Source organism: Actinomycetospora sp. (assembly GCF_055612215.1).
On the sequence record NZ_JBVPVA010001050.1, the window covers coordinates 1 to 2,796 of the forward strand.

The window sequence follows — 2,796 nt, forward strand, 5'->3', positions numbered from 1 at the left end:
TTTCGGGGCGCGCTGGATCGCCGAGGACCGGGTGGCCACGCAGCTGCAGTCGCAGCTCAAGCTGGCCACCGAGCCCGACGTCGACATCCACGGGTTCCCGTTCGCGACCCAGGCGGCCTCGGGCGACTACGGCGCGGTGACCCTGACCGCCGAGCACATCCCGTACCGCCAGCTGCGCGACATCACGCTCGTCGCGGACCTCGGGGACGTGAGCCTGCCGCCGCAGTCGTTGATCGACGGCACCGTCCGCTCGATCCCGGCGCGCACCGTGACCGCCAGCGCGCAGATCGATCCGGCCGACCTCGCCCGGGTGCTGCGGGTCTCCGACGTCACCGTCGAGCCGGTCACCCAGCAGATGCTGGACGAGCGGCGCGCGACCGGGTCGGCCGCACAGAAGGCGCTCTCGGGGGTGGACCCCTCGCAGGCGGTGGCTCTCACGTCGACGACGACGGTGCTCGGCCAGCAGGTCCGCACGTCGGTGATCGCGACGTTCAAGCTCTCCGGCGGCCAGATCGTGCTCTCGGCGCGGGACATCGCCGTGGACCCCGGCGACTCGGCGTCGGTGCCGAGCGCGGTCACCACCGCCCTGCGCGGGCGGCTCTCGGGGTTCTCCGCGCGGGTCGACCCGGGGTCGCTGCCCTTCTCGATCTCGGCCACGGATCTGCGGGCCCAGGACGGCAAGCTCGTCGTCTCGGGGACCGCGAAGAACGTCGACCTGCTCGGCGGTTCGCTGTGAGATGCGCCCTCCGGGGCCGAGAGGCCCCGTGACAGGCTGAGCGCCGTGCAGACCATCCGCTGGGGCATCGCCGGGCCGGGCCGCATCGCCGCGAACGTCGCCCGCGACCTCGCCCTGGTCGAGGGCACCGAGCTGGCCGCCGTCGGCTCCCGGTCCGCGGAGCGGGCGGAGTCGTTCGCCCGCGCGCACGGCACCGACGCGACCCGCGCGCACGGCTCCTACCGCGAGCTGCTCGACGACGACGGTGTCGACGTCGTCTACATCGCGACACCCCACCCGCAGCACGCCGACCTCGCCGTCGCCGCCCTCGAGGCGGGCAAGGCGGTCCTCGTCGAGAAGACCTTCACCGCGACGCTGGCCGGGGCCTGGCGCGTCGTCGACACCGCCCGGCGCCACGGCGTCTTCGCCATGGAGGCGATGTGGACGCGGTTCCAGCCCGCGATCGTGCGGGCCCGCGAGGTCTACGAGGCCGGCGAGATCGGCGACGTGCGCTCCGTGCAGGCCGACCTCGGGACCGTCCGGGACGTCGACCCCACCGACCGGCTCTTCGCCCCGGAGCTCGGTGGCGGGGTGCTGCTCGACCTCTCGGTCTACCCGGTGTCCTTCGCGCAGATGGTGCTGGGCGGCACGCCCACGGCGGTCCACGCCGTGGCCTCCCGCGAGACGACGGGGGTCGACGCCGAGACCGCCCTGCTCCTCGGCTGGGACGACGGGCGCTTCGCCACCGCGCAGGCCTCGTTCCACAGCCCCTCGCCCGGGCAGGCGCGCATCTTCGGGACGACGGGCTGGATCGACGTGCTGCCCCGCTTCCACCACCCGACGACGATCGTGGTGCACCGGTCCGCCGACGACCCGGGCGAGACGACCGAGCTGCCCCCGCACGGCGTGGGGTACTCCCACGAGATCGACGAGGTGAACGCCTGCCTGCGGGCCGGGCGCACCGAGTCGACGGTCATGCCGCTCGACGACACCCTGGCGGTGCAGGGCGTCCTCGCCGAGGCCGGCGAGCAGATGGGCCTCACGTTCGCCGAGGCGACCGTGGGTGGGCTCCGCCCTCGTGAGCAGTAGTCCGCCCTATGACACGGGAAAGTGCTCACGGGGCGGGAGCCACATCGCGCCCTCCAACAGCGCCGTCGGATCGGTGAGCACGCGCAGCGAACCCAGCTCCGCGGCGTGCTCGGCCATCCCCAGCGCCGCGAGGGACGCGTCGAAGGCGTCCTCGGTGGCGACGACGTCGGCGCGCAGTTGCTGTGGGACCCGCGCGTCCGCCGCGACGTACGCCGCCCGCGCGGACGACGACGACTTCACCACCGGCCCCGTCATCGCCCGCGGGTAGATCTCGGCGACCAGCACCCCGGCCGGACCGGGTGCGGGGTCGAGCGGCCAGACCCCGATCCCCGCGCGCCGCCACGCGCCAAGCAGCGCCATGCCGCGCACCGACCCGGTGCCGACCGCTCCCGCCCCGCCGACCTGGAACGTCGACAGCGGATGCAGGCCCCGGTCGCGCGCGTCCTGCTCGGTGCGGCGGAAGAGCGGGCGGGCCGGGTCGTCGGCGGGCCTGCGGGTGCCGGGCCGGCCCCAGAACGGGGGCGGGCACTCCCGCAGCCAGCGCTCGCCGTCGGCGGCGGCCAGCGCCCACACCTGCGGCAGCGTGGCGCACCCGTGCTCGCGGGCGAACCAGCCGGGGAGACCGAACGAGAAGTCCATCCCGACGACCGCGGACTCCGGGCCGTCGCGCAGCTCCGCCATCAGCTCCCCGACGCCGTCCCGGTCGAGTCCGCCGCGCACCTCGAGCAGCCGGCCGGGACGTGCCTCGGCCACCCGGATGCGGCGTCGGGCGCCGTGGAGGTCCCCGGACCAGTCGACGGCGAGCAGGCGCACAGCCCCATCCTGGCCGTCACGGCGGGACACCGAGGCGTGAGCCCCGATAGCCCGTTCGTCGCAGCTGATCGACCGTTCGACCCTTGTACCGGACCGCTCGTCCGACCGCGAGCCGGACCACCTCTTCCGGGCGTGATCCATCGTCCCAGTAGCCCCACCCGTCACGAGAAGCGCAGGCT

Annotated in this window: 3 protein-coding genes; 2 read left to right on the forward strand and 1 reads right to left on the reverse strand. The window is 74.7% G+C overall.

Features of this window, described 5'->3' with window-relative positions; translation table 11 throughout:
- Together AC0CYZ_RS28410 and AC0CYZ_RS28415 are read left to right on the forward strand one after the other, a co-directional pair.
- A partial coding sequence (locus AC0CYZ_RS28410; protein WP_472221464.1) for an LmeA family phospholipid-binding protein occupies positions 1 to 736 on the forward strand: 736 nt, incomplete at its 5' end.
- Positions 737 to 781: 45 nt separating this feature from the next.
- Positions 782 to 1,804 carry a Gfo/Idh/MocA family protein gene (locus AC0CYZ_RS28415; RefSeq protein WP_472221465.1) on the forward strand — a complete coding sequence of 341 codons (1,023 nt, stop codon included), beginning with the start codon at positions 782 to 784 and terminating at the stop codon, positions 1,802 to 1,804.
- 6 nt (positions 1,805 to 1,810) lie between these two features.
- Here AC0CYZ_RS28415 and AC0CYZ_RS28420 read toward each other — a convergent pair whose 3' ends face one another.
- The gene (locus tag AC0CYZ_RS28420) at positions 1,811 to 2,617 is read right to left on the reverse strand and encodes a hypothetical protein (protein WP_472221466.1); all 807 of its coding nucleotides are present in this window, start codon (positions 2,615 to 2,617) and stop codon (positions 1,811 to 1,813) included.
- Positions 2,618 to 2,796: the final 179 nt, after the last annotated feature.